The sequence below is a fragment of the Methylophilus sp. DW102 genome, assembly GCF_037076555.1.
Lineage (GTDB): Bacteria > Pseudomonadota > Gammaproteobacteria > Burkholderiales > Methylophilaceae > Methylophilus > Methylophilus glucosoxydans.
Window position 1 is genome coordinate 2,233,470 of the sequence record NZ_AP029023.1, and the last position, 21,937, is coordinate 2,255,406.

A 21,937-nucleotide genomic window follows, 5' to 3' on the forward strand; every position below is an offset into this window, starting at 1 on the left:
GATCAGCGCCCTCAACGACTAAAGTGCTGTGTCAATTACCAAACGGATGAGCAATCTGATGCCATCCTGCCTATGCTAAAATCGGTCGGGTTCTTTGAACAAAGCCAATTTGGACACAAAAAGTCATCGATTATTTATGCCAAATGACTTGTACTCCAGCGCAAAACATAACATCACAACAATAGGTAAAAGATGGTCACGGGTGAATTAAAAAGCCAAGTCGATAAGATTTGGGAGACGTTTTGGACAGGTGGTATCAGCAACCCGCTGACCGTGATTGAGCAATTTACTTTTTTGCTGTTTTTACGTCGCTTGGATGAAAACCAGCTACTGGCTGAAAGAAAAGCCAATATGCTCAGTACACCAATCAAATCACCCCTCTACACGCCAGAGCAAGAGCGTTTCCGCTGGCATTCGTTTGTGAATAAAGACCCCGAGACGATGTTCGACCTGTTTACCAAGCCGCAGGTGGATGCTGACAACCTCACTGTGTTTGAGCACATGAAACAGTTGGGTGAACAAAACAACAAGCAGGCAGGCGTATTTGCGCACTACATGAAGGGCGCCACCTTTATGATTCCCACGCCCAAACTGCTTGACCAGGTAGTGCAGATGATCGCCAAAATCCAGATGGAGGACCGCGATACCAAGGGCGATTTATATGAATACCTGCTCTCAAAAATCGCCACCGCAGGCACCAATGGCCAATTCCGCACGCCGCGCCACATTATTAAAATGATGGTTGAGATGATGCAGCCCACACAGGAAGACACCATTTGCGACCCGGCCTGTGGCACGGCGGGCTTTTTGGTGGCAGCGGGTGAATACGTGCACGAGCATCACCCTGACTGGTTTCACGATGCCAGTTTTGCCGCACACTACAACAAAGATATGTTCACTGGCATTGAGTTTGATGCCACCATGCTGCGCATTGCCGCCATGAACCTGCAACTGCACGGCATAGACCACCCGCAACTGATTGCCCGCGATGCCCTAAGTGAGGCGAATGCAGACAGCCGCGATCAATTTAGCTTAATCCTCGCCAACCCGCCGTTTAAAGGCTCCCTCGATTACGATGGTGTGGAAAGCTCATTGCTGACGACAGTCAAAACCAAAAAAACCGAGCTGCTGTTTTTAGGGCTGATTTTGCGCATGCTAAAAGTGGGTGGCCGGTGCGCGGTGATCGTGCCCGATGGTGTGCTGTTTGGCTCATCTAACGCCCATGTGCAAATCCGCAAAACCATCATTGCAAACCATAAGCTAGAAGCCGTGATCTCCATGCCCAGCGGTGTATTTAAACCCTATGCAGGCGTGAGCACCGCCGTTTTGGTGTTTACCAAAACCAACCATGGCGGCACTGATAACGTGTGGTTTTACGATATGCAAGCCGATGGCTACAGCCTGGACGACAAACGCAGCCCGATTAAAGAAGACGATACCAAAGACATAATTGCCCGCTACCAAAACCGCCAAAACGAGACCAACCGCAGCCGCACTGAGCAAAGCTTTTTAGTGCCACTGTCCGAGATAGAGCAAAACAACTGGGATTTAAGCATTAACCGCTATAAACAAGTGGTGTACGAGCAAGTACAGCATGACAGCCCAGCAGAAATTATTGCAGAGATAGAGCGCTTGGATGCGGAGCGGGCGCAGGCGTTGGCGGTGTTGAAGGGGTTGTTGGCTTGAGTTGGCAGTCAGTTAAATTAGGGCAAATTTTTGAAATTGCTCGTGGTGGCTCGCCACGCCCAATCGATGACTTTATAACTGAAGAACCTGATGGTTTAAATTGGATTTCAATTAAAGATGCTTCGAACAGTGGGAAATACATTTCGAAAACAAAACTGAAAATTAGAAAAGAAGGGTTATCAAAATCGAGGCTTGTTCATCCTGGTGATTTTTTATTAACTAACTCTATGAGTTTTGGGCGACCTTATATTGTGAATACAACGGGTTGTATTCACGACGGATGGCTCGTACTTTCAGGAGATAAAAATAAAGTTAATCAAGACTACTTTTACCACTTATTAGGTAGTGATTTACTTCACAAAAAGTTCTCCAGTCTAGCTGCTGGCGCAGTGGTCAAGAATTTAAATATTAATTTAGTCAAAAATGTCGAGGTCCCACTACCACCGCTAACCGAGCAACAAAAAATTGCGGCGATATTGGATGCGGCGGATAGCCTTAGACAAAAAGACCAAGAACTGGTCGAGCGTTACACCGCACTCAGCCAATCGCTGTTTTTGGAAATGTTTGGTGACCCTGTGACAAATCCGATGGGGTGGTCTTACACGCAGCTTAATAATTTAGTTTCAAAACTAGGTGATGGTTTGCATGGCACTCCAGAATATAGCGATGATGGTGAATATTTTTTTATAAATGGAAATAATTTAAATCATGGAGCTATAGAGTTTTTCCCAGAAACCAAGAAAGTATCTAAAGCAGAGTTTGATAAACACAAGAAGAACCTTAACGATTCAACGATACTTGTTTCTATTAACGGCTCGATAGGCAAAGTTGCCTTCTATAATGGAGAAAAAATAATACTTGAAAAGAGCGCGTGTTACTTCAACACAAACGAAAAATTGATTAACAAGATATATTTATTTCGTTTGATTGAAAGTCCATATTTCCTCAAATACGCAATGGGGGGAGCAACAGGAAGCACAATAAAGAATGTGTCACTAAAAACCATGAGAGAATTACCTGTGCCAATGCCACCAATTAATATGCAAAACCAATTTGCAGAACGCGCCCAACTCATCGAAGCCCAAAAACAGCAAGCGCAGCGCAGTTTAGAAAAATCCGAGGCTTTGTTTAATAGCCTGTTACAGCGCGCATTTACGGGCGAGCTCACGGCGAAGATGGCGGCTTAACATACCGTCATTCCCGCGAAAGCGGGAATCCAAGTTGAATTTAACATCGATAAAATCGATTCCCGTGTTCACGGGAATGACCTAAGAGGGGCGGGAATGACGGCAGAAAAGCCAAGCGAGATACTTTGGTGATAGGTCTATAAATACTGCGGCGCATCCATACGGGCATGCAAAATACGTATCACGGCAATACCATCAGCCGTGACGCGAAAATAAATCACGTGTTTTTCTATTACTTGGCGGCGATAACCTAGGCGAATATGGTCGCAAGCAGGGGCGGTGTTTGGTGTTTGTGCCAGGGTTTGAAAAGCGCTGATTAAGGTATCGAAATACAATTCCGCTTGCTCAATGCCCCAGTGTTGCTGGGTGTATCGCCAGATGCTTTCCAGGTCTTTTTCAGCCGCTGGGCTTAGGCGATACTTAGCCATGGTTAACCAGCAGCGAGCATGCGTTGTTTAAAGGCGGCGGCGTCAAACGGTTGTGGCTCGCCACTGTTTTCGCCTTCAATCAGGGCTTTTCTGAGTGTTTCAATTTGGGCGCTGCGTTCTTGCTCTTTGCGGATCAGGTCGCGAATATATTCGCTGTCGTTGGTGTAATGGCCGTTTTCAATTTGTGCTTTAATCCAGCTATCTTGCTGGTCAGTCACGGTGATGGTTTTGCGTACGGTTGCCATAATTGAGCCTTTAAGAATGTCGCGCTGAACACGATTGATGTGGTAATAGTATGAAAATATCATACACATGGCAAGCGATGTGTTGTCTTGCTGGCTGGAGGCGTTAAAGTATCGGTATGATGTGGAAATCTATTGATGTATAAGCTTAAATAACAACCTTCATATATGAGCAATTTCAGCTTTCTACTTGCAGATTTTCCCGCCCTGCATGCCGATGCGGTAGAGGCTGAGCAGCTGACGTTACTCTCGCCCAAAGCGGCTGCGATTTTTTGCCGTAGCACCCAGGAAAATGCCATTAACTGGCTTTACGACCACGACCCCAAACTCACCCGCCCGTTTAAGTCTGAACTCAGCGCGTTGATGCACGAGCACTGCTTTGCCAGCCAGTTTAACCAGACCATGCTGGGTGAGCTGCATTTAATCCGCAAAACCGGTAACGTGGCCGCGCATGGCAGCAAGGTGAGCCAGCAGGATGCCTTGGCTTCACTCAAATATCTGTATCGATTTTTGCGTTATGTAGCGACATATTACGGCAAGCAAACACCATCGCCACAGGCGTTTGATGAGCGCTTGATTCCAACAGGCGCTGCCCAGCCAGAAAGTGCTGAACAGATTGCCACTTTGCACCAACAACTTGCGGCCAAAGACCAGGCAGCCCGTGAGGCTGAGCAGGCCAGACAACAGCAGGCAGAAGAAAACGCACAGTTAAAAGCGCAACTGGAGCAACAACAAGCCGAAGTTGCGGCACGCAAACAGGCGCGCGAAAAAACCATCGACTTTGAACAAACCGTTCCGCTATTGGTGAGCGAGGCAGAAACCCGCCGCCGCTATATTGATTTATCCCTTAAAGAATGTGGCTGGGACAACCTGCAAGAAGGCCACGAGTTAGAGTTTGAGGTGACTGGTATGCCCGCCAGTACCAATCGCACCGGCATTGGTTATGTGGATTATGTGTTGTGGGGCGATGATGGCTTGCCGCTGGCAGTGATTGAAGCCAAAAAGACCATGGCCGATGTGCGAAAAGGCAAACATCAAGCCGAGCTGTATGCCAATTGCCTGCAGACGATGACAGGCCAACGGCCGATTATTTTTTACAGCAATGGCTTTGAAACACATATTTGGGATGACCAGTTTTACCCTGAGCGCGAAGTGCAGGGCTTTTATAGCAAAGAGGAATTACAGCTACTGATTGCCCGCCGCCAGAGCCGAATCGATTTGCGTAGTTTTAAAGTGAATACCGAGATTGCCGGGCGCGCTTATCAACTGGAGGCCATGCAGCGGATTGCGGAAAATTTTGTCACCACGAATGGCCAAGGTGAGTTGCGCGGTCGCGCGCGGCAGAGCTTGTTGGTGATGGCGACTGGCAGTGGCAAAACTCGCACGGCGGCGGCGCTGGTGGATATGCTCACCAAATGTAATTGGGCCAAGCGCGTGCTGTTTTTGGCGGATAGAAACGCCTTGGTCACCCAGGCCAAAAATGCCTTTAATGAATACCTGCCCAATTTAAGCGCGATAGACCTGACTAAAGAAAAAGAAGACAACGGCACGCGGCTGGTGTTTTCGACTTACCCAACCATCATGAACCGGATTGACCATGTGCAAGAAGGCGAGCGCTTTTATGGTGTGGGGCATTTTGACCTGATTATTGTGGATGAGGCGCACCGTTCGGTTTACCAAAAATACCGCGCGATTTTTGCTTATTTTGATGCCTTGCTGGTGGGGCTAACTGCGACCCCAAAAACCGACATTGACCATAACACGTATGGCTTGTTTGGCATTGAGGACGATAACCCGACTTTTGCTTATGAGCTGGATAGCGCCGTGCGCGATGGCTTTTTGGTTCCACCCAAGGCAATGTCTGTACCACTCAAGTTTATCCGCACAGGTGTGAAGTACCATGAACTCTCAGACCGTGAAAAAGCCGAGTATGAAGAAAAGTTTGGTGACCCGACCACCGGTGAAGTGCCCGACGAGATTGATAGTGCTGCCCTGAATAACTGGCTGTTTAACACTGACACGGTGGATAAGGTGCTAGATCACTTAATGACCGATGGCATTAAAGTGCAAGGGGGTGAAAGGTTAGGCAAGACCATTATTTTTGCCAAAAACCATACACATGCCGTATTTATTGAAAAGCGGTTTAATAAAAACTACCCAGAATACGCAGGCAAGTTTTTGCGGGTGATTGATAACTACGAAAGCAAAGCGCAAAGCCTGCTGGAGACGTTTGTAGATAAATACGAAGAAAAAGACCCACAAATTGCTGTCTCGGTGGATATGATGGATACGGGCGTGGATGCGCCGCGCGTAGTGAATCTGGTGTTTTTCAAACAAGTGAAATCGGCCACCAAGTTTTGGCAGATGATAGGCCGAGGTACACGCTTGTGCCCGGATTTGTTTGGTGTGGGGCATGACAAAACCGAGTTTTTGATTTTTGATTATTGTCAGAACTTTGAGTTTTTTGGCGTGAACCCAGATGGCGTAAAAACCAAGGCGATTAAGAGCCTGACGCAACAGATTTTTGAGGCCAAGCTGGAGTTGGCGATGCTGGTACGCGAAGATGCAGAAAGCAGTGAAGAAGAACGCGCCCTTGCTGAAAGTTATATCGCAGATTTACACCAAACCATCGCCACTTTGGATAAAAGCCGTTTTGTGGTGAGAGCCAAATTGCGTTATGTGGTTGAATACAGTGAAAAAGCGCGTTGGCAAAATCTCTCAAAAGGCGATTTGTTAGATATCAATACACACCTTTCGTCGCTAGCTTTACCTGCCAAAGAAGATGACGAACTGGCCAAACGATTTGACCTATTGATTTTAAATTATCAGTTGGCGCTGATGACGGCGGCATATAGCACTGACCGATTTATTAAACAGATTAGTGGCACTGCCAAGGCTTTACTGAAAAAACAAAATATCCCAGCGGTCGCCAAACAAGTACATCTGCTAAACGAGCTGCAATTGGAGCCGTTTTGGAAAGCCATTAATATTAATCGTCTTGAGAATGTACGAGTTGCCCTGCGCGATTTGATTAAATATTTAGATAAAGAAACACAAACGATTGTAGAAACCAACTTTGAAGATCTGTTGGATTTTACCGGCGTTAAACAACACGACTTAATACCAGCCTATGGTCGTCTACAAAGTTACAAAGACCGCGTGGAATCTTATGTGCGTGATCACAGCAATCACTTGGTTATCCAAAAGCTTAAGACCAACAAGCCGATTACCGAAACAGAGATTATTGTGCTTGAAAGTATTTTATTTGATGGCAGCACAGTCGGCACTAAGCAAGACTACATTGAAACCTATGGCGATAAACCATTGGGTGTGTTTATTCGCAGTATCGTTGGCCTGGATGTGAATGCCGCACAAGAGGTGTTTGCCGAGTTTATTCAGGCCGGAAACCTGAAAGCGGACCAAATGACGTTTATCAATAACATCATCAACTACCTCAATAAAAACGGTGTGATTGAGAAAACGATGCTGTTTGAACCGCCCTTTACCAATATCCATCAAGATGGATTGATTGGTGTTTTTGATGAGGCTGATGCGAAAAAAGTGATTCAGTTGGTGGGTATGGTGAATGAAAATGCGCTTGTAAGCGTGGGATAATTCACAGCTTCAGCAACCACTATCCCTGCATTACAAAACCATCACTATTACGCACAACCGCTGCCAACTCCTCAGCCAACACCGCTAGTGCCCTGGCCTCCAGTTTAAGTATTTTTTGCGTGAGCTCTGGGTTATGCAGCGGTAAAAATGAGGCGCCGCCCAAATCACTTAACACCACTTTTTCAGGCCCCCACAAAATATTATGCGCGTATAAATCGCCGTGCATGAGGCCATGGGCATGCAGGTGTTCTGCAGCCTGGGTAATGCCTTTTAAAATAAATTCGGCTTGTTGTGGCGTGAGTGTTAAATCATCCGCGTATACATCGCGCGTGCAGCTTTCATAACTCGGGGGCCTGGCCAGCACTTTTAAATCGGCGTCCAACAGAGGCATAACCAAACCATCAACGCCTTGCGGGTGATTGTGTATCACGCCTTTGACGCCGACTAAATTGGGGTGCTCGCCGGCCAGCATATTGGCATGCATTTCACAGCGTGGCAGGCCGTCGCTAGTGAGGCCACTCTTAAAGAGTTTTACTGCCACAGACTCTTGCATGTTTTTGTTTTGCATTAACGCCTGGTAGGTAACGCCAGAGGCGCCTTCGCCTAACACATGTTGCAGCGTGAGGGTTTGCCAATCGATATGTTGTATGTGATGTTGGCTGATTAACGCTTGCTCAATGGCGTTACAAAACGGGTTGCCGGCATAGGCGAGCCAGGTGAGTTTGGGTAGGTCGAATAAAAATTCGGGCAAGGTCTCAAACTGGTTGGCAGAAATCCGCAACAACTCTAAGGCGTGGCAATTTGCCAGGCTGGCGGGCAAGCTGCTGAGCTGGTTACCTGCCAGCATGAGTTTTTGTAGCTTGCTGCACTCGCCCAATGCATGAGGCACTTTACTCAGTGCATTATCGGTGACGATAAACCAGCGTAAGGTGTGGGTGGGGATGGCGCTTTCAGCGATGTGTTTGATCTGGTTGGCTTTAAAACCAATCATGCTTAGGTTTTCGCATTGCCCCAGCACTTCTGGTAGGTGCGTAAACTGGTTGTTTGAGCAAAACAGAATGCGCAGTTTTTTCAGGCGATTGAGATCACTGGGCAACTCAGTCAGCGCATTGCCGGACAAGTCCAGAATCTCTAGGCTATCGGCTAAGTCAAAAATCTCAGCGGGGAACTGCGTTAACTGCGCACTTAATTTGAGCTGTTGGGCCCCTTGAAGTTTGCCTGCCTTGAGTTGAGCGAGAGTGTCGTCGGGCGCTGGGGTGGGTGTCATCACAATGCATGTATTTTATGGATGCGCTATGTTACTTCAATTACTTTGCAGATTTTCATCTCGGGCAGGAGATTCAGCGGCGACAAAAAACCTAGACTAGTCTCTTACAACCAGAGGTTGCATTATCTCCACCCGCTTTTAAAATACATACAATCTCTTGTACACAGTTAAATTAACGAGGGGAACGTTTATGCAAACCTTAAAAACGCGTGTTTTTAATAATGGGAATAGCCAGGCCGTGCACATTCCACGAGCTTTCCAATTAGATGTTCAACAAGTTGAAATAAGCCGTGCAGACAATGGTGATCTGGTGATACACCCCATCAAACCTAACAGAGGGGATAGGCTGATGGAAGCGCTAAATCAATTTGACGACGACTTTATTCGTGCGCTTGCAGATATTAGCGCGTAATCAATCTGTTTTAAGCCAACATCCACACAGCGCCCAAGCCCAGCATCAAGCCGCCCAGTAATTGCGTGGCTCTTTGCAATTGTGGATGGGTCTGGCGGCCCAACACCCAGCCCAAACCATGCAGCAGAGCCGTTGCCAGCACCATACCCGCCAAGCCTGACCATTGGTTGCCAATTTCCATGCCATGCAAATAGCCATGTGCAGCGGCGGCAATACTGACGACGCCGATTTGCATGGCACGGTTCACTGTTAAATTGCTCACCAGTAACAAGCCCATGACCACCACGCTGGCCGCCACCAGGGCTTCAGCCAATACGACCGGCAGCCAAGCCATGGCAAATGACGCAGAGGCGGCCATCACCGTCACAAACAGCACTGGCAACTGCCAACCTTGCGCGGCCGGACGGCGCGCGGCCCAGATCCCCAGCGCGAACATCACCAGCAGATGATCCCAGCCACTGAATGGATGCATGAAGCCAGCGGCAAAGCCAGACTCCAGGCCGTGGCCAGGATGGGCAAAGGCGTTGCTCGATGCAGCGAACGCGGCAATGGCGAACAGAATATTTTTTTTCATTGAATCTTCTCCGTTTTAATTTCGGGATACTTGTGGTCTAAACCACTTTAGTCTGCATTTGGTATTTCAACCCAATTCAAGATGAACTACCTTCAAGTGTTCAAGCGAATGATATGCGTTTGTGGCAAGGCGTGCGGGCGCAGACAGTACAAACTAGTACGGCAAGCCCGCGCAACACCGCCACGGACGCATAGCATTTGCTTGATTAAAGCATCAGGCCTTGTTTTTCGATGAACCTGACAATGTCTTCCAACCCCTGCCCCGTCTTCAAATTACTGAAAATAAACGGTTTCTCGCCGCGCATCTTCTTGGCGTCACGGTCCATCACTTCGAGGGAGGCACCCACCATAGGCGCCAGGTCTATCTTGTTGATCACGAGCAAATCAGATTTGGTAATACCGGGGCCACCTTTGCGCGGGATTTTCTCCCCGGCGGCGACATCGATCACATAAATTGTGAGGTCAGACAATTCGGGACTAAATGTCGCGGCCAGGTTATCGCCACCACTTTCGACAAACACAATATCCAGCGTCTGAAAACGTTTGCTCAGTTGCATCACCGCTTCGAGGTTCATGGAAGCGTCTTCGCGGATGGCGGTATGCGGGCAGCCGCCGGTTTCCACACCGATGATGCGTTCTGGCACCAGCGCTTCGTTGCGGGTTAAAAATTCGGCATCTTCTTTGGTGTAAATATCGTTGGTGACCACGGCAATGTTATATACCTCGCGCAAACGCTGGCACAGCGCCAGGGTCAGCGCGGTTTTGCCGGAGCCCACCGGGCCACCAATGCCCACGCGCAGCGGCTCTTTGAACTCGGTGACTTCAGGCATGGGGCTATCAAATTGGGTATGTATTTTCATCATGGGTTAAACGCTCTTTAACAAACAGGTTATGACCTGAACAAACGGCTGTACTGGGTCTCGTGCAAACAGCCCGCGATACTCAGCAATGGATTAAAGTTACTCATCTCTTCATCTGGCAGGGCCATGGCGCTGGCGACCACTTGCGGCAGTTGCTCACCTAGCGCCAGTAAAATGGTCTGCCCGGCCACTTGGCCCAGCGGCACGGTTTTCATGGCGGCGCTGGCCTGATTTTCACACCAGCCCCAGGCGTAGCCATGCAACATATGCTCCGGCGCAATCTGCCAGTGTTGGGCGATGGCGGCATACATGGTGGGGAATGCCGGGCTCGTCAGGGTGTTGAGTTTTGCCACCAACGCAGGTGGCGTGTCTTTGAGCTCGGACAGCAGGCGACGCAGTGAATAGCCCATTTGCCGGGTTTCAGCATAGCCTTCGGCGGTATCGCGGCCCGCCTGGTAAAAATCATCCCACGCCTGCACTTGCGCCAGGTCATCGGCTTGCCAGGCTTGATACAAGCGGTAGAGTACCGGCAACTCGAAACGCGCCTGATACACCTGCAAGCTATCGCCTATCCAGGCTTGTGCGCTCGGCACATCCTTGACCTGGCCGGATTCAATCGCCCACTCCAGCCCCTGCGAGTAACAATAGGCGCCCACAGGGAGCAGCGGGCTGGCCAGCTGCAGCAAGCGGCTGAGCGCCAGGCTCGCGTTTAACGGGCTGACACTCATTCGCTGCCCTGCCCACTTTTCACGCGTGGACGCAACGCTTGCAAACTGTCCTCATCATGCCCATGCCGGTGACCACCGCCATAGGCCCCGGCCTCCGGCTCAAACGGCGCCTGGACTTCGCTCACTTGCATGCCCAAGCCAAGCAGCATGTCGCGCAACACGTAATCTTGCTCCAGCCGTAGCCAGCCATCGCCAATTTGTAGCGGCACGTGCCTGTTGCCCAAGTGGTAAGCCGCGCGCATGAGGTCGCGCGGGGTGGGCGCAATCACGTTATACACCGGCTCTTGCGCCGCCACGATCTGCACCACCACACTGCCATCTTCAGACTGGATCAGGTCGCCGCCACGCAGAATAATCCCGCGACTTAAAAACAGCGCCGCCTCACGGCCAGAAGCCAAGGTCACGCGCAAACGGCTTTTCTGGCGCTGGTCAAACGGCAGCTCCAGCGTGTCGTCAATATGGCCACTGAGGGCGATGCGTTCGGTTAAATGAATCATTTTTTAATTTCAATCACAATCAATGTGCCCGCACAGCCCATGATTAAAACAAGAAGTACCGCTGCGCCATTGGCAGCACTTCTGCCGGTTCACACACCAGCGGCATACCATCCGCCAGCACTTCATAGGTTTCCGGGTCCACGTCTATCTTGGGCATCCAGGTGTTATGCACCATGTCCGCCTTTTTGACGTCGCGCGTGCCTTTGACCGCTACCAATGGCTTTTGCAGACCAAGGGCTTTAATTTCAGGATTTTCGAGCGCGGCTTGCGAGACAAAGGTCAGGGCGGTTTTGAGACCGCCGCCATAGGCACCAAACATAGGGCGGTAATGCACGGGCTGAGGCGTCGGGATAGAGGCATTCGGATCGCCCATCGCTGCCGCGGCAATCATGCCCCCCTTGATAATGGTAAATGGCTTCACGCCAAAGAAGGCGGGTTTCCACACCACCAGGTCAGCCAGCTTGCCGACCTCGATCGAGCCGACCACATGACTGATACCATGTGTCAGCGCCGGGTTGATGGTGTATTTGGCGATATAGCGTTTGACGCGGAAGTTGTCGTTGCCCGCCGCATCTTCAGCCAATGGCCCGCGCTGGATTTTCATTTTGTGCGCAGTTTGCCAGGTGCGGATAATCACTTCACCGACACGGCCCATGGCTTGGGAGTCGGAAGACATCATGGAAAATGCGCCCAGGTCATGAAAAATATCTTCGGCAGCGATGGTCTCACGACGGATACGACTTTCGGCAAAGGCAATATCCTCGGCAATCGCCGGGTCCAGATGGTGACACACCATGAGCATATCCAGATGCTCATCTATAGTGTTGACGGTAAATGGCCGCGTCGGGTTGGTGGAGGATGGCAGCACATTAGGCTGGCTGGCCGCCTTGATAATATCTGGCGCATGGCCACCGCCCGCGCCTTCGGTATGGAAGGTATGGATGGTGCGGCCCTTGAACGCGCCTATGGTGGTCTCAACAAAGCCGGACTCATTCAGGGTATCGGAGTGGATCGCAACCTGGATATCCATTTCATCCGCCACACTCAGGCAGTTATCAATCGCGGCGGGCGTGGTGCCCCAGTCTTCATGTAACTTGAGGCCGATGACCCCGGCGCGCACTTGCTCTCTGAGCGGTTCAGGCAGGCTGGCATTGCCCTTGCCCAAAAAGCCCAGATTCATGGGGAAAGCATCGGCTGACTGCAACATGCGGTGAATGTGCCAGGGGCCGGGCGTACAGGTGGTGGCATAGGTGCCGGTTGCAGGCCCGGTGCCGCCGCCTATCATGGTGGTGACGCCAGACATCAGGGCTTCTTCAATCTGTTGCGGGCAAATAAAGTGGATATGGGTATCAATGCCGCCGGCCGTGATGATCATGCCTTCGCCGGCAATCACCTCGGTGCCCGCGCCTATGGCAATGGTCACGCCGGGCTGGATATCCGGGTTGCCGGCTTTGCCGATGGCAGAAATATAACCGCCCTTGATGCCGATGTCGGCCTTGACGATGCCCCAGTGGTCGATAATCAGCGCGTTGGTGATAACGGTATCCGCCACTTCGGCGGCCAGCCCCTGGCCTTGGCCCATGCCGTCACGGATGACTTTGCCGCCACCAAACTTGACCTCTTCACCATAAATGGTGAAATCCTGTTCGACTTCTACCCACAACTCGGTGTCGGCTAGCCTGACCTTGTCCCCCACGGTGGGGCCAAACATTTCCGCGTATGCGCGTTTATCCATTTTCACTGTCATTGCTACTCCCTACTTTAAGGCGCCCATTACGCGGCCAGCAAAGCCATACACTTTGCGCGCACCCGCCAGTTTGACCAATTGCACGGTACGGGTCTGTCCCGGCTCAAACCGCACCGCAGTACCCGCCGCAATATTCAGGCGATAACCATAAGCCAGCGCCCGATCAAACGACAAGGCATCGTTGGTCTCATAAAAATGGTAATGCGACCCGACCTGAATCGGCCGGTCACCGGTATTGGCCACATCCAGCGTGACCGTTTCACGCCCAACATTTAATTCGATGTCGCCTGCTGCGACCTGCATTTCGCCGGGAATCATATGCTTTCCTCGTTTTTAATATGCATTCTTAATACCTTTTTTTACCGCCGATATACGCAGATAAACGCCGATATTTTGTGCATCCGGTTTCGACAGGGTGTTTACACAAACCCACCACTCCAAAACCAGTGCTGGCCAAAGATGATATTGATTTTATCGGCGTGCATCGGCGTTTATCGGCGGTTAAATTTTTTGTATCTATTAGGGAATCGGATGATGCACCGTCACCAGCTTGGTACCGTCTGGGAAGGTGGCTTCGATTTGTATATCCGGGATCATTTCCGGCACGCCTTCCATCACCTCATCGCGGTTCAATAGCGTGGTGCCATAGCTCATCAGCTCGGCCACGGTTTTACCGTCACGCGCACCTTCCATAATGGCGGCGGAAATAAATGCCACCGCCTCAGGATAATTAAGTTTCAAGCCACGCGCCTTGCGCCGTTCAGCCAGCAAGGCCGCGGTAAATATCAATAACTTGTCTTTTTCTCTGGGAGTTAATTCCATAGGATTGTTCTCTGACTATATTTTTATGCACGCAGCTTATGTATTCCAAATCCGCGGTCTGACTGCGTCTTTTTGATAATACCATGGCCGCAGTAACTGCCAGCACTGCTCAAAATACTGCCTAGCCTGCTGTGAGGCCTGGCCAACATAACGGATACATAACACCTCTGGCAAAGCGGTCACGCCAGTGTTGGCATCAGGCAAAGTAATCTCGCGACAAGCTTGCAGCACCTCTGCGGGCACGGCCCCGGCACACACCAGAAAAGTACCGAACACCACCGACCCAGCCAGGCCAACAGGGCTGCTTTTTAAGAAGTCGTTAGCGTGCATGCAGGCGCATTCATTCCAGATCAAGCGGCCATCGCGACGGATGCGCTGATTGAGCTGATAGGCGCCGGTCTGCCAGCGTTCCTGCTGCGCCTGACGGCCCAAACAGACGATGTCCCACGCCGCAAGGGTGGCATCGCCCGCCAGATCAATCTCGGCATGAAAACCAACTTCAGCGGCATCAAACAGGATATTTTCTTGCGGCAGCCACTCGAGGCCACTGCCGGACGCCAGCTGAAAATGCAGCGTTTGTGTAGCCATCGTGCCATTGGCCTTATACCACTTGCCAGCGCCGGGGGTGGTCAGCAAGGCGTTTGCGCCCTCCCCCACGTGCACTTGCAAATGCAGCGCATCGCCCCCCGCCACCCCGCCAGGCGGATGCACAATGACGGCATGGCAAATGGCTTCGCCTTCAGGATGCAGGCTTTTTTGCACCACCAACGGGCCTTTATGTAAGCGGTGTGCCAGGTAAGAACGTGCTTCACGTTTGGCAAAGCCAAGCTCTAATCGAGCTTGCCAGTGTTTTGTTGCGATCGTTTGCGCTAGCGATGGTGGCGTATGCTTTAAATCATCCATAACGGCATCATGCCACAGTCAAATCAGGAATATTACTTTTTAATGCTTGCCACAGAGGACACAGCACACAGAGGAACGGCAAATTCGTTTTGCTCTGTGGACGCCGTGTCCTCTGTGGCTAAAAAAGCACTTATACAGACAAATAACTTTTTACCTTAGCTGCATCCACGTTGTCGCGCGTATCCTCATGGATAAAACGGCCTTTATCAATGACGATAATACGGTCTGCCACTTCCATGGTGAAGCTCAACACCTGCTCGGAGACGATGATGGTGATTTCACGCATTTTGCGGATTTCGTTGAGCACCTTGGCGATGTCCTTGATGATGGACGGTTGAATCCCTTCGGTCGGCTCATCCAGCAGTAATACTTTTGGATTGGTCACCAGCGCGCGGGCAATCGCCAATTGCTGCTGCTGACCACCGGACAGGTTACCGCCCTTGCGTTTACGCATTTCATGCAACACCGGGAACAACGCGAAAATATCATCCGGGATCTCGCCTGAAGCCGATTTTTCGAGACCGGTTTCGATGTTTTCCTGTACGGTCATGTTCGGAAAAATCCAGCGGCCTTGTGGCACATAGGCAAGCCCCTTCATGACGCGTTCATGGGTAGCTGAGCCTTGCAGATCTACCCCATCAACGGTGGCTTTGCTGGCTTTGCTTGGCAAAATGCCCATCAGTGATTTGAACAGCGTGGTTTTGCCCATGCCGTTGCGGCCCATGATGGCCAGTGTTTCGTTTTTGTTGGCTTTGAAATTCAGGCCATGAATGACCTGACTTTGGCCATAACTCACCTGCAAATTTTCAATTTCAAACATGCTGTGCTCCTTGAATGGCCTAATCCAATTAATGTCCTAAATACACTTCGATGACTTTTTCGTCTGCCTGGACTTTCTCCATCGGCCCCTCGGCGAGGATTTTGCCCTGATGCAGTACTGTCACCTTGTGCGCAATTTTCTTCACAAACTCCATATCGTGCTCGATCACAATCACCGAGCGGTTCTGGCAGATGCGGTTGAGCAAATCGGCGGTCTGGTCGCGCTCCTTGGCGCTCATGCCTGCCACAGGTTCATCCAGCATCAACAGCTCAGGCTCTTGCATGAGCAACATGCCGATTTCCAGCCATTGTTTCTGGCCGTGACTGAGCAAGGCAGATTCCATCTCAAGAAACTCGGTCAACATGATGTCTGCCGCCACTTTGCGTACACGGTCTTCCACCTCTTGTGTCCGTTTGAAGGTCAGGCTGCCAAACACGCCGCGGCCTTTGGGGTAAGACACTTCCAGGTTTTGATAAACCGTGAGGTTTTCATAAATGGACGGGTTCTGAAACTTGCGGCCGACGCCGGAACGCACAATTTCGTGCTCGGACAGCTTGGTCAACTCAGTGTTTTTAAACTTGATTGAACCGGCTGTAGATTTGGTTTTACCGCAAATCAGGTCCAGTACCGTGGTCTTGCCGGCGCCGTTAGGCCCCACCAGCACACGCAGTTCGTTTTTGTCGATATACATGGTGAGGCTATCCACCGCTTTAAAGCCATCGAAGGAGACGGTCAGGTCTTCTACTGCCAAGACGAAGTCGGTATTACTCATGCTTCTGCTCCTCTCATTTTATTGCTTTCGATCGCGGACGGCTGATCAGTGCTGGCCGCCGCTTTCTTACGTGATGTTTTCTTGACGCCCGCTTCGGTAGAGGTTACGGCGCCCGTGGTTGAAGATTCGGTAAGTACTGCTTGTGCTTCTACCTCAGAAGTACTTACCTCAGGCTTTTTTGCGTCAGCCTTGTCTTTGAACCAGCCATATTTGGTCGCCAGGTTGTCCCAGATACCAGCCAGGCCATTCGGGAAGAACATCACCACAGAGATAAACAGGCCACCCATGAGGAACAACCACAACTCTGGATAGGTCTCTGAAAACACGGTTTTACCATAGTTAACCAGCAAGGTGCCATATACGGCGCCAATCAGCGAGGCACGCCCACCCACGGCACAGAAAATCACCATTTCAATCGAAGGCACAATGCCGACAAAGGACGGTGACATAAAGCCCACTTGCAAGGTAAACATTGCACCACCAACGGCAGACATCATCGCCGCCAGGCAGAAGATAAAGATTTTAAAGTTGGAAACGTCGTAACCAGAGAAACGCACCCGCTCTTCTTTGTCGCGCATGGCTAGCAACAACATACCGAACTTGCTGCTCATGATGTATTTGGACAGGAAGATCGCCCCGAACAGCAACAAACCATTCACGTAGTACAGGATATATTTGGCAGAATCGGTGCGAATATCCCAGCCCAACATGGTACGCAGGTCTGTCATGCCGTTCACACCACCGGTATAGCCTTGCTGACCAACAATCAGGATACTCAGGATCAGGGCAATCGCTTGCGTGATGATGGAGAAATACACCCCACCCACACGACGCTTGAACATGGCATAACCGATGATGTAGGCAAAGATGGCTGGCACGGTGAGTACAGCAATCAGCGTGAAGGGTAAGCTTTTGAACGGCTCCCAGAACCATGGCAAGGCCGTGAGCTGGTTCCAGTCCATAAAGTCAGGAATGCCTGGCGTAGACTGGATTTTAGTGGTTTCTGGATCGGACGCTTCCAGCTTGAGGAACATCGCCATCGCATAGCCCCCCAGACCGAAGAAGATGCCCTGGCCCAGACTCAAAATACCGCCATGCCCCCATAACATCACCAGGCCAACGGCGACAAAGGCGTAGGTCAGGTATTTACCAATCAGGTTCAGGCGGAAAATATCTACCCCCAGTGGCAACACGACGAAGATCAGGGCGGCCAGCGCAGCCAGGCCGATCACGCCTTCCTTACCACCCAGTACAGGACTGGCTTTCATTTTTTCCCATAATGTCATCAAAAATCTCCTCTATTGATGCGTTGATTCTAGTGCGACAGATACAAAGTACTAATACGTCTATTTACTTATGGCAACGCGTGAGAAGCATGCTCACACGTTGCCGTATCTGTTATTTACGCAGTTTGGAGGCAAACAAACCTTCAGGTTTCATCATCAAGATTGTGACGATGGCAAGCAGCGTGGACACTTTACCCATGGAGCTGGTCATAAAGAACTGCAGGATAGATTGCGCCTGGGCGATGCCGAAGGCTGAGGCAATCGTCCCTACAATGCTGGCTGCACCGCCAAACACCACCACCATAAAGCTGTCTACGATGTAGAGCGTACCCGTGGTTGGCCCGGTAGAAGCAATCGTGGTAAACGCAGCGCCCGCGATCCCGGCAATGCCGCACCCCAAGGCAAAGGTCACACGGTCGACTTTTGCAGTGTTAATGCCCACTGCACCCGCCATGGTACGGTTCTGCACGGTGGCACGCACACGTAGGCCCCAGCGTGATTTATACATAAACATATATACACCGAGGGTCACCAGCGCAGCCAGGGCCATCACAAAAACACCGTTGATCGGGATATCAATGTCTGGCGTCGGCTTGAAAGAGCCCAACATCCACTCAGGCAACTCGGCACTCACCTCTTTGGCGCCAAAGGTAGAGCGGAAGATCTGCTGCATGACCAGGCTTAGCCCCCAGGTCGCCAGCAAGGTATCCAGTGGCCGCTTGTACAGGTGCCGGATCATGCCGTATTCAACAACATAGCCGACCGCGAATGCCAGCCCGAACGCAATGAGGATAGCAAACAAAAAATAGTAATTGGTGAAGCCGTAAGTGGCAGCCACCTTGGATAGCATGACCGTGGTATAGGCACCGATGGTCATAAACTCACCATGCGCCATGTTAATCACACCCATCTGCCCGAAAATAATCGCGAGACCCAGTGCCATGAGTAGCAACACTGTAAACATGCTCAGGCCGGAAAAGCCTTGCATCACCACAATATTGCCTATATCTGCCATCGAATAACCAAACATATCGGTCTCCTTAAAATGCAACTTCTCAAAATTGCTGACTGCTTGAAATTGTTTACAACTTGAATGCTGTTTGCGCCAAACGGTAGCCGGAGTAACCGGCTACCGCTTAAGCATTTACGACAGGACTAGCTTATTGATAGCCTTTTGGAAATGGATCAGGTTTGATGTAATCAGAGGTGTATACCACTTTGGCCTGGCCATCTTTACCCCACTGACCAATACGCAGCTTGGTGGTCAGGTGGTGGTTGGCTTCCACAGTAACAGGGCCTTCTGGTGCATCTTTGAAAGTGTAGCCTGGCAATGCTGCTTGCACTTTGTCTACATCGAAGCTACCTGCGCGCTCAACGGCTGCCTTGTACAACCATGGACCCAGGTAAGCAGCTTGTGTCACGTCGCCGATCACAGACTTCTCACCCCAGCGTTTTTTGAACGCCTCTACAAATTTCTTGTTAGCCTCATTGTCTTGAGACTGGAAGTATTTCATCGCAGAGTAGAAACCAGCCAGGTTTTCACCGCCGATACCCAACACTTCGTCCTCGGTCACGGAGATCGTCAACATGGTTTGTTTGCTGGAGTTCAAACCAGCAGCGTTCAATTGTTTGAACCAAGCCACGTTACTGCCGCCCACCACCGCTGCGTAGATCACGTCAGGTTTTTTCAGTTTGATTTTGTTGATCACAGAACCGAACTGGGTGTCACCCAAGGCGATGTATTCTTCACCCACCACAGTGCCATGCAAGTGTTGCTCGATGTGTTTACGGGCAATCTTCATGGAAGTACGTGGCCAGATGTAGTCAGAACCAATCAGGTAGAAAGTCTTGGCTTTTTTCTCTTTAGCGATCCAGTCCAACCCTGCCAGAATTTGTTGTGTCGCTTCTTGACCGGTGTAGAACACGTTTTTGGATTGCTCCAGACCTTCGTAGAAGGTTGGGTAGAACAACAAGCCATTGTCTTTTTCAAACACTGGCAAAGCCGCTTTACGTGAAGCAGACGTCCAGCAGCCCATCACAGCAGCCACTTTGTCTTTTTCCAGCAGTTTCTTCGCTTTTTCTGCGAAAGTTGGCCAGTCAGACGCACCGTCTTCCTGGATAATTTCAATCTTGCGGCCCAGAATACCGCCCATGGCGTTGATCTGTTCGATCGCCAGCTTTTCAGCCTGGATAGAACCGGTTTCACTAATCGCCATCGTGCCGGTGGCAGAGTGCAGAATACCTACTTTTACTGTGGAGTCAGTCACTGCCAAGCCAGTCGTATTCACTTTTGCAGTCGGATAATCCGCTGCAAATGCATGACCGCTGATAAGGCCTGCGGCCATCATGGCACCGACCAATGCGCCCTTCATAAAACCGCGTCTGTTTGAGGTACTCATTACTTCTTCTCCTTTATGGATAAATCAATAAAATCAATAATTAAGGGATTGATGTCGCTGATTAATGCCCGACCATCCACGGCCGTGCCGTTTTCTTGGTCTGCATTTGCAAGCCCGGTTTACCTGTATCCTGGTTGACCGGCGGCTTGGTTTTACACGTGTGTGATCCGGTACAGCCACAGCTGGAACGTCTGGCTGTACGCGGCTCGTTGGCAGATTTCTCGTTACGTTCATGCGCAGACCGTTGCATTTTGTCCATGATGGCCAGTTTGGGCACAGATAAAATCCGTGGACTCTCTGCCCCGCAACAATCGCAGTAGGCAGGCAAACTCGACTCACTCATTTTGCGTAGCGCAGTAAATACGCCACAACTGTCACATTCATATTCGTAAAGAGGCATCTTGGTTTCCTATCAAGTCTGATCAAATAAACTGCACGCGATCAACACTCATTGTTATGTGCAAGTGGACACATCTATGCCTGGCGGCACCATGATCTTCGGTCCATCCGCGTTAGGTCGGATATCAAACTCAAAGATCTCGGTCGGGACCCACAAGGTGGCACAAGCGTTAGGGATATCGACGATGCCGCTGATATGCCCCTCTACCGGCGCAGTCCCCAGGATGGATACCGCTTGTTCGCCGCTATAACCAAATTTTTTCAGGTACTCAATCGCGTTGAGGCAAGCCTGGCGGTAGGCAATATGCACATCCAGGTAATGTTGCTTGCCGGCTTCGTCAACCGAAATGCCTTCAAAAATCATGTAATCACGGTAAGTCGGTGTGATCGGGCTGGGCTGGAACACAGGGTTTTTAATCCCGTATTTCTTCACACCATCCTTGATCAGGCCAACCTTGATATCGAGGTAACCGGCCATTTCAATCGCACCGCAGAAAGTGATTTCACCGTCGCCTTGTGAGAAGTGCAGGTCACCCATGGAGAGACCGCCATCCTTCACATAGACCGGGAAGTACACCCTTGAGCCTTTGGTCAGGTTCTTGATATCGCAGTTACCGCCGTGATCACGTGGTGGCACGGTACGCGCGCCTTCGGCTGCTGCTTTTTTGGCAGCGTCGCCACTCAAACGGCCCATGACGGCAGATTGTGAAGTCGGAGGGCAAGCCAGTGGCGGGACACGATCTGGATCCGTTGCAATCAGGTCGCCTTCACGCTTGTTCCAGGTTTCGAGCAGTTCTTTGGATGGCAGGCAACCAATCAGACCCGGGTGCATAATGCCGGCATAACGCACCTTAGGCACATGACGGGAAGTGGTATACACGCCGTGGAAATCCCAGATGGTTTTGCTCGCTTCAGGGAAGTGGTCGGTCAGAAAGCCCCCACCATTTTCCTTGGCAAACAAGCCGTTAAAGCCCCATTGATATTCATCAAAAGTACCCACATCCAGAATATCCACCACCATCAAGTCACCCGGCTCAGCACCTTCCACGCCAATCGGGCCACTCAGGTAGTGCACCTGGGTCAGATCAACGTCACGCACATCATTGGCGCTATCGTTGTTACCGATCTGACCACCGGTCCAGTCCATACACTCAACACGGAACTCATCCCCTGGCTTGACCATGGCAATCATTGGCAGGTCGGGGTGCCAGCGGTTATGAATCTGGCCGTCCTGCTCCCATGGTTTTTTATCCAAATCCAACTTCACTATTGTTTTCATTACGCTCATCTCCTT

Annotated in this window: 22 protein-coding genes; 4 read left to right on the forward strand and 18 right to left on the reverse strand. The window is 50.7% G+C overall.

From position 1 onward, the window contains the following. Positions 1-192 precede the first annotated feature (192 nt). Positions 193-1,686, forward strand: a complete 1,494-nt coding sequence (locus tag AACH41_RS10490; protein ID WP_338654951.1) for a class I SAM-dependent DNA methyltransferase — start codon at positions 193-195, stop codon at positions 1,684-1,686. Then, the gene (locus AACH41_RS10495) at positions 1,683-2,873 is read left to right on the forward strand and encodes a restriction endonuclease subunit S (protein WP_338654953.1); all 1,191 of its coding nucleotides are present in this window, start codon (positions 1,683-1,685) and stop codon (positions 2,871-2,873) included. The genes AACH41_RS10490 and AACH41_RS10495 overlap by 4 nt, the downstream gene beginning before the upstream one ends. 137 nt (positions 2,874-3,010) lie before the next feature. Here AACH41_RS10495 and AACH41_RS10500 read toward each other — a convergent pair whose 3' ends face one another. Together AACH41_RS10500 and AACH41_RS10505 are read right to left on the reverse strand one after the other, a co-directional pair. After that, positions 3,011-3,301, reverse strand: a complete 291-nt coding sequence (locus AACH41_RS10500) for a type II toxin-antitoxin system RelE/ParE family toxin (RefSeq protein WP_338654954.1) — start codon at positions 3,299-3,301, stop codon at positions 3,011-3,013. A 2-nt stretch (positions 3,302-3,303) separates the two neighbouring features. Continuing rightward, positions 3,304-3,546 carry a type II toxin-antitoxin system ParD family antitoxin gene (locus AACH41_RS10505; protein ID WP_338654955.1) on the reverse strand — a complete coding sequence of 81 codons (243 nt, stop codon included), beginning with the start codon at positions 3,544-3,546 and terminating at the stop codon, positions 3,304-3,306. Positions 3,547-3,711: 165 nt separating this feature from the next. Here AACH41_RS10505 and AACH41_RS10510 point away from each other — a divergent pair, with 165 nt between their 5' ends. Beyond that, positions 3,712-7,158, forward strand: a complete 3,447-nt coding sequence (locus tag AACH41_RS10510) for a DEAD/DEAH box helicase family protein (RefSeq protein ID WP_338654956.1) — start codon at positions 3,712-3,714, stop codon at positions 7,156-7,158. A gap of 19 nt (positions 7,159-7,177) precedes the next feature. Here AACH41_RS10510 and AACH41_RS10515 read toward each other — a convergent pair whose 3' ends face one another. Beyond that, on the reverse strand, positions 7,178-8,425 hold the full coding sequence (locus tag AACH41_RS10515; protein ID WP_338654957.1) for a leucine-rich repeat-containing protein kinase family protein: 1,248 nt from the start codon (positions 8,423-8,425) through the stop codon (positions 7,178-7,180). A gap of 190 nt (positions 8,426-8,615) precedes the next feature. On the opposite strand from AACH41_RS10515, the gene AACH41_RS10520 reads away from it, so the two are divergent. Continuing rightward, a complete protein-coding gene (locus tag AACH41_RS10520) occupies positions 8,616-8,837 on the forward strand; it encodes a hypothetical protein (protein ID WP_275356071.1) in 222 nt (73 codons plus the stop codon). A gap of 10 nt (positions 8,838-8,847) precedes the next feature. On the opposite strand, the gene AACH41_RS10525 is transcribed toward AACH41_RS10520, so the two are convergent. The 15 genes from AACH41_RS10525 to fmdA all read right to left on the reverse strand — a co-directional run bounded on the left by AACH41_RS10525 (position 8,848) and on the right by fmdA (position 21,922). Further along, positions 8,848-9,411, reverse strand: a complete 564-nt coding sequence (locus AACH41_RS10525; protein ID WP_338654959.1) for a HupE/UreJ family protein — start codon at positions 9,409-9,411, stop codon at positions 8,848-8,850. A 205-nt stretch (positions 9,412-9,616) separates the two neighbouring features. Further along, a complete protein-coding gene (gene ureG, locus AACH41_RS10530) occupies positions 9,617-10,270 on the reverse strand; it encodes an urease accessory protein UreG (protein WP_275356395.1) in 654 nt (217 codons plus the stop codon). Positions 10,271-10,299: 29 nt separating this feature from the next. Beyond that, positions 10,300-10,998 (reverse strand): urease accessory protein UreF, encoded by a 699-nt coding sequence (locus tag AACH41_RS10535; protein ID WP_275356074.1) that lies wholly within the window; start codon positions 10,996-10,998, stop codon positions 10,300-10,302. Beyond that, on the reverse strand, positions 10,995-11,495 hold the full coding sequence (gene ureE / locus AACH41_RS10540) for an urease accessory protein UreE (protein ID WP_338654960.1): 501 nt from the start codon (positions 11,493-11,495) through the stop codon (positions 10,995-10,997). Before ureE ends, AACH41_RS10535 begins: the two co-directional genes overlap by 4 nt. 43 nt (positions 11,496-11,538) lie before the next feature. Further along, complete coding sequence (ureC, locus tag AACH41_RS10545) at positions 11,539-13,242, reverse strand: urease subunit alpha (protein WP_338654962.1); 1,704 nt, start codon at positions 13,240-13,242, stop codon at positions 11,539-11,541. Between the two features lie 9 nt (positions 13,243-13,251). Further along, positions 13,252-13,560, reverse strand: coding sequence for an urease subunit beta (locus AACH41_RS10550; RefSeq protein ID WP_275356077.1), 309 nt, complete (start codon positions 13,558-13,560; stop codon positions 13,252-13,254). A gap of 201 nt (positions 13,561-13,761) precedes the next feature. Next, a complete protein-coding gene (gene ureA / locus AACH41_RS10555) occupies positions 13,762-14,064 on the reverse strand; it encodes an urease subunit gamma (RefSeq protein ID WP_018985924.1) in 303 nt (100 codons plus the stop codon). A gap of 36 nt (positions 14,065-14,100) precedes the next feature. Next, positions 14,101-14,967, reverse strand: a complete 867-nt coding sequence (locus AACH41_RS10560) for an urease accessory protein UreD (RefSeq protein WP_338654963.1) — start codon at positions 14,965-14,967, stop codon at positions 14,101-14,103. 130 nt (positions 14,968-15,097) lie between these two features. Next, positions 15,098-15,787 carry an urea ABC transporter ATP-binding subunit UrtE gene (gene urtE / locus AACH41_RS10565; RefSeq protein WP_194748366.1) on the reverse strand — a complete coding sequence of 230 codons (690 nt, stop codon included), beginning with the start codon at positions 15,785-15,787 and terminating at the stop codon, positions 15,098-15,100. A gap of 28 nt (positions 15,788-15,815) precedes the next feature. Beyond that, positions 15,816-16,559 (reverse strand): urea ABC transporter ATP-binding protein UrtD, encoded by a 744-nt coding sequence (gene urtD / locus AACH41_RS10570; protein ID WP_194748367.1) that lies wholly within the window; start codon positions 16,557-16,559, stop codon positions 15,816-15,818. Continuing rightward, positions 16,556-17,845, reverse strand: coding sequence for an urea ABC transporter permease subunit UrtC (urtC, locus tag AACH41_RS10575; RefSeq protein WP_194748368.1), 1,290 nt, complete (start codon positions 17,843-17,845; stop codon positions 16,556-16,558). The genes urtD and urtC overlap by 4 nt, the downstream gene beginning before the upstream one ends. A gap of 112 nt (positions 17,846-17,957) precedes the next feature. Next, positions 17,958-18,875 (reverse strand): urea ABC transporter permease subunit UrtB, encoded by a 918-nt coding sequence (gene urtB, locus AACH41_RS10580; protein ID WP_194748369.1) that lies wholly within the window; start codon positions 18,873-18,875, stop codon positions 17,958-17,960. 130 nt (positions 18,876-19,005) lie between these two features. Next, on the reverse strand, positions 19,006-20,244 hold the full coding sequence (gene urtA, locus AACH41_RS10585) for an urea ABC transporter substrate-binding protein (protein WP_194748370.1): 1,239 nt from the start codon (positions 20,242-20,244) through the stop codon (positions 19,006-19,008). Between the two features lie 61 nt (positions 20,245-20,305). Continuing rightward, complete coding sequence (locus tag AACH41_RS10590) at positions 20,306-20,644, reverse strand: zinc ribbon domain-containing protein (protein WP_275356083.1); 339 nt, start codon at positions 20,642-20,644, stop codon at positions 20,306-20,308. A gap of 54 nt (positions 20,645-20,698) precedes the next feature. Then, positions 20,699-21,922: a formamidase gene (fmdA, locus tag AACH41_RS10595; RefSeq protein ID WP_194748372.1), complete on the reverse strand. Its 1,224-nt coding sequence runs from the start codon at positions 21,920-21,922 to the stop codon at positions 20,699-20,701. Between the last annotated feature and the right edge of the window lie 15 nt (positions 21,923-21,937).

Coding starts and splice junctions, on each gene's coding strand:
- AACH41_RS10490 (WP_338654951.1), top strand. CDS start 193: ATGGTCACGGGTGAATTAAAAAGCCAAGTCGATAAGATTTGGGAGACG.
- AACH41_RS10500 (WP_338654954.1), bottom strand. CDS start 3,301: ATGGCTAAGTATCGCCTAAGCCCAGCGGCTGAAAAAGACCTGGAAAGC.
- AACH41_RS10505 (WP_338654955.1), bottom strand. CDS start 3,546: ATGGCAACCGTACGCAAAACCATCACCGTGACTGACCAGCAAGATAGC.
- AACH41_RS10510 (WP_338654956.1), top strand. CDS start 3,712: ATGAGCAATTTCAGCTTTCTACTTGCAGATTTTCCCGCCCTGCATGCC.
- AACH41_RS10515 (WP_338654957.1), bottom strand. CDS start 8,425: ATGACACCCACCCCAGCGCCCGACGACACTCTCGCTCAACTCAAGGCA.
- AACH41_RS10520 (WP_275356071.1), top strand. CDS start 8,616: ATGCAAACCTTAAAAACGCGTGTTTTTAATAATGGGAATAGCCAGGCC.
- AACH41_RS10525 (WP_338654959.1), bottom strand. CDS start 9,411: ATGAAAAAAAATATTCTGTTCGCCATTGCCGCGTTCGCTGCATCGAGC.
- ureG (WP_275356395.1), bottom strand. CDS start 10,270: ATGAAAATACATACCCAATTTGATAGCCCCATGCCTGAAGTCACCGAG.
- AACH41_RS10535 (WP_275356074.1), bottom strand. CDS start 10,998: ATGAGTGTCAGCCCGTTAAACGCGAGCCTGGCGCTCAGCCGCTTGCTG.
- ureE (WP_338654960.1), bottom strand. CDS start 11,495: ATGATTCATTTAACCGAACGCATCGCCCTCAGTGGCCATATTGACGAC.
- ureC (WP_338654962.1), bottom strand. CDS start 13,242: ATGACAGTGAAAATGGATAAACGCGCATACGCGGAAATGTTTGGCCCC.
- AACH41_RS10550 (WP_275356077.1), bottom strand. CDS start 13,560: ATGATTCCCGGCGAAATGCAGGTCGCAGCAGGCGACATCGAATTAAAT.
- ureA (WP_018985924.1), bottom strand. CDS start 14,064: ATGGAATTAACTCCCAGAGAAAAAGACAAGTTATTGATATTTACCGCG.
- AACH41_RS10560 (WP_338654963.1), bottom strand. CDS start 14,967: ATGGATGATTTAAAGCATACGCCACCATCGCTAGCGCAAACGATCGCA.
- urtE (WP_194748366.1), bottom strand. CDS start 15,787: ATGTTTGAAATTGAAAATTTGCAGGTGAGTTATGGCCAAAGTCAGGTC.
- urtD (WP_194748367.1), bottom strand. CDS start 16,559: ATGAGTAATACCGACTTCGTCTTGGCAGTAGAAGACCTGACCGTCTCC.
- urtC (WP_194748368.1), bottom strand. CDS start 17,845: ATGACATTATGGGAAAAAATGAAAGCCAGTCCTGTACTGGGTGGTAAG.
- urtB (WP_194748369.1), bottom strand. CDS start 18,875: ATGTTTGGTTATTCGATGGCAGATATAGGCAATATTGTGGTGATGCAA.
- urtA (WP_194748370.1), bottom strand. CDS start 20,244: ATGAGTACCTCAAACAGACGCGGTTTTATGAAGGGCGCATTGGTCGGT.
- AACH41_RS10590 (WP_275356083.1), bottom strand. CDS start 20,644: ATGCCTCTTTACGAATATGAATGTGACAGTTGTGGCGTATTTACTGCG.
- fmdA (WP_194748372.1), bottom strand. CDS start 21,922: ATGAAAACAATAGTGAAGTTGGATTTGGATAAAAAACCATGGGAGCAG.